Annotated in this window: 5 protein-coding genes; 3 read left to right on the forward strand and 2 right to left on the reverse strand. The window is 66.4% G+C overall.

Annotated elements, in window-relative coordinates; translation table 11 throughout:
• The 3 genes from AC1D01_RS26320 to AC1D01_RS26330 form a co-directional block, all read left to right on the forward strand.
• Nucleotides 1-614: molybdopterin dinucleotide binding domain-containing protein (locus AC1D01_RS26320; RefSeq protein ID WP_477871621.1), on the forward strand; the 614-nt coding region annotated here is incomplete at its 5' end.
• 42 nt (nucleotides 615-656) lie between these two features.
• Entirely contained in the window at nucleotides 657-1,883 is a 1,227-nt protein-coding gene (locus AC1D01_RS26325) for an AAA family ATPase (protein WP_477871623.1), read from the forward strand.
• Nucleotides 1,883-2,407 carry a hypothetical protein gene (locus tag AC1D01_RS26330; RefSeq protein WP_477871625.1) on the forward strand — a complete coding sequence of 175 codons (525 nt, stop codon included), beginning with the start codon at nucleotides 1,883-1,885 and terminating at the stop codon, nucleotides 2,405-2,407. Before AC1D01_RS26325 ends, AC1D01_RS26330 begins: the two co-directional genes overlap by 1 nt.
• Nucleotides 2,408-2,435: 28 nt before the next feature.
• Here the strand turns inward: AC1D01_RS26330 and AC1D01_RS26335 are convergent, their stop codons facing one another.
• The gene (locus AC1D01_RS26335) at nucleotides 2,436-3,050 is read right to left on the reverse strand and encodes a hypothetical protein (RefSeq protein ID WP_477871627.1); all 615 of its coding nucleotides are present in this window, start codon (nucleotides 3,048-3,050) and stop codon (nucleotides 2,436-2,438) included.
• Nucleotides 3,047-3,317 (reverse strand): hypothetical protein (locus tag AC1D01_RS26340; RefSeq protein ID WP_477871629.1); only part of this gene is annotated, 271 nt, incomplete at its 5' end. The genes AC1D01_RS26340 and AC1D01_RS26335, both read right to left, overlap by 4 nt.

The raw sequence follows: 3,317 nt of genomic DNA on the forward strand, positions 1-3,317 counted from the left end.
ACCTGGCCTTGCGCAGCGGGCCGTTCGGCGACGGTTTCGGCCGCCGGCCCGCGGGCCTGACGCTGGACCGGCTGAAGGCTGCGCCGCACGGCATCGACCTCGGCCCGCTGGCGCCGCGCCTGCCCGGGCTGCTGCGCACGCCGTCGGGCTGCATCGAGCTGGCGCCGCAACGCCTGCTCGACGACCTGCAGCGCGTGGCCGCCGATGCGCGGACCGGCCCTTCCGATGCGGTGATCATCGGCCGCCGCCAGGTGCGCTCGAACAACAGCTGGATGCACAACCTGCCGACGCTCGCGAAAGGCCCGTTCCGCTGCACCGCGCTGGTCCACCCGCAGGACGCCGCGCGCTGGGGCCTGCAGCACGGCGGGCAGGCGCGCATCGCCGGTGCGCGGGATCAGTCGATCGACGTGCAGGTGGAGGTCAGCGACGAGGTGATGCCCGGCGTGATCAGCCTGCCGCACGGCTGGGGTCATGCGCTGCCGGGGGCCCGCCTCGCGGTGGCCGCCGAACGCCCCGGCGCGAACCTCAATGCGGTGCTGGACGATGCGCTGCGCGACCCGCTGTCGGGCAATGCGGTGCTGGGCGGGGTCGCGGTGCATGTCAGACCGGGATGAGCATTCAGCCCCCAACATAAGTCGACTTTCAACAAAATCCTGTTGAATGATGGCATTATTTGCTTTTTCCAGAAGCAAAAAGCCATGTTGCACAGCTACGCCTTCAAGAATTTCGAGAGCTTTGTCGAGCGCACTGAGGTGTCGCTGAAGCTGAGCGACAAGGCAGCATCGCGGGGCTGGGAGGTCACCCCGAAAAGCGGCCAGAGATTGAGCACGGCTCTTGGTGTCATGGGCGCGAACGGTGCGGGCAAGACGCGGGTGCTGAAACCACTCGCCTTTGCCGCATGGTTCATGTCCCGCTCCTTCCAATCCAAGCCGGATGCCCCTCTTCCGCTGGAACCTCACTTCGCTCACGAAGCAGAACCCACAGAGATCGAGGTGGAAGCGGAAGACGTTGAGGGCACGCTCTGGCGCTACGAGCTCCATGCCACGGCCCAGCGAGTGATCTTTGAAGCGCTGTATCGCAAGCAGACCCGCTTCAACTATGTGTTCACACGTGAGCTCGATGCGCAGGATGGCTACAAGGTCAGGCAGCAGGGCTTCGGCATGCCGCCGGCAGAGGCGGCAAGGGTGCGCCCAAACGCCTCCCTTGTCTCCACGGCCCGCCAGTACAGCGTGGAGGTGGCCGAGCGCATCACCAACTTCAACCTCAACACGAACATCGATGCACGGGGAGGCAGGCGGTTCAATTCGGCACAACTGACTTCAGCGGCACAAGTCTTCGCTTCCGAGCAGCGGCTCTACCTGCAGATGTCGTCGCTGATCCAGGACTGGGACCTGGGACTGACCGATGTGGAACTGCGCCGCTTCGAGCAGACCGACCCGGCCGATGGAAGCAAGTCGGAGCAGTGGTTGCCGTTCGGCGTGCATGCCAAGCCCGATGGCCAGCTTCATCGATTGAATTTCCATCAGGAGTCGAGCGGTACGCAGGCGGCATTCGTTCTCCTGTCACGCCTGCTTCCCTTGCTGAACACCGGTGGCGTTGCGTTGATCGATGAACTGGATGCCGACTTGCATCCGCACATGCTCGAGCCCTTGCTGTCACTTTTCGCGAGCCCCGTGACCAACCCTCACCAGGCCCAGCTGCTCTTCAGCCTTCACGCCCCTCACGTGTTGACGATCCTGAGCAAGGCCCAGATGCTGTTCGTTGAAAAGCGCGATTGCGTCAGCCAGGCCTACCGCGGCGATTCCATCAAGGGCCTGCGCTCGGACGACAACCTCTATGCCAAGTACATGGCAGGCGCGCTGGGCGCGGTTCCGCAGCTCTGATGCCCTGGCGCATGACTGGCTCTCGCCCGGTGGTTCGCACCGTTCGTCGAACCGCACTGCTGATGGGCGAAGGCGACGCGGAGGAAGTGCTGCTGCGCCACCTGCGCAAGCTCTACACCCACGGTGGCCAGGGCTTCAGCGTCACCATCAGGAATGCCCATGGCAAGGGAGCGGGCCACGTGGTCGAGTGCGCTGTCCGCGCCAGCGCCAATGCCGCCTACGACCTTTGCGCCGCCTTGCTGGACACGGATGAAGGATGGACCGATGCAGTGCGCAAGAAGGCCAGGGTGAAATCCATCCAGGTCGTCGAGTCAGACCCGTGCTGCGAAGCATGGTTGCTGGACATCGTGGGACGCGCCGCAGAACGCCGCAGTCCGCAGCACAAGCGTGAGTTCGAGCGACTGTTCGGCCTGCCGGCCCATGATCCGGCCGTTTTCACCAGGCATTTCCCGCGCGCCGTGCTGGATGCAGCACGCGCTCGCGTCCCGACCTTGGATCAACTGCTGACCGTGTTCGGCGTATAGCCGCTGCAGCTTGCGGGCAGCGGCTGCCTCACTTCAGAAGCGGCTCGCCCAGGCAGGCGCGCAGCCTCGGGATGTCGACGCAGGAGCGCGGCGCCGCCGTCTCGGCCTGCGCGGCCACCGCCTGYAGGCACGATGCGGAGGCGCGCGCCCTGCCCGCCAGGTCGGGATGCTTGCGCTGGAATGCGCTGTCGCGCTGCGCCAGCGCCAGGCCGACTTCGTAGTGGTTCGCCACGTCCATCGTCAGCTCGCGCGCGAACCGATGGTTCGCTTCGAGGCAGGTCGACCCGTCGGGTGCCGGCTGCCCGGCGCGGCGCTCCTGGAACTGCACCGCCGATCGCCACCGGGCATCGCCGGCCAGCAGGTAGGCGTACGCGGTCGGGAAGTTGGGGTAGGCATTGAAGTAGGCCCGGTACGCGGCGTCGTAGTCCTGCTTGCGATAGGCGCGATCGCCCTCGGCGGTCAAGCGCTCGGCGGCGCGCCGGTCTTCGGCCGTGCGCTTGCCGCGATCGGATTCGATGTTCGCCAGCGCGCGTGCGGCTTCCGCCGAGATCGGCGGGCCGTCTGCAGAGACGATCAGTGGCAGGCCCACCGTGCCGGCCAGCGCAGCCGCACACAGCACCCACCGCCGCATCGAGGCCTTCATCGGGCCTTCTCCGGCGTGCCCCGGACGGTGAGCTTGGCCACGCTGAGCCCGTCCGGCCCGCGGTGGCTGACCAGCGCTTCGTGAACGTCGTTCCAGCGATCCAGGTCGACCACGGTGACGCAGCCGTCCGAGACGTTGCCGACGTGCACATAGCGGCTGTTGTCGCCGTACTTGATCGGGAACCAGACCTGGTCGTACCTGAGGTTCGGCGCGCCTTCGCGGTAGTAGCGCGTCATGTCCTTGTTGTGCGGCGCATCGGGCAGCAGC

The organism is Rhizobacter sp. P3_B12, from assembly GCF_056402895.1.

What these genes read in the sequence shown, in the direction of transcription:
- AC1D01_RS26330 (WP_477871625.1), top strand. Translation starts at nt 1,883, where the DNA reads ATGCCCTGGCGCATGACTGGCTCTCGCCCGGTGGTTCGCACCGTTCGT.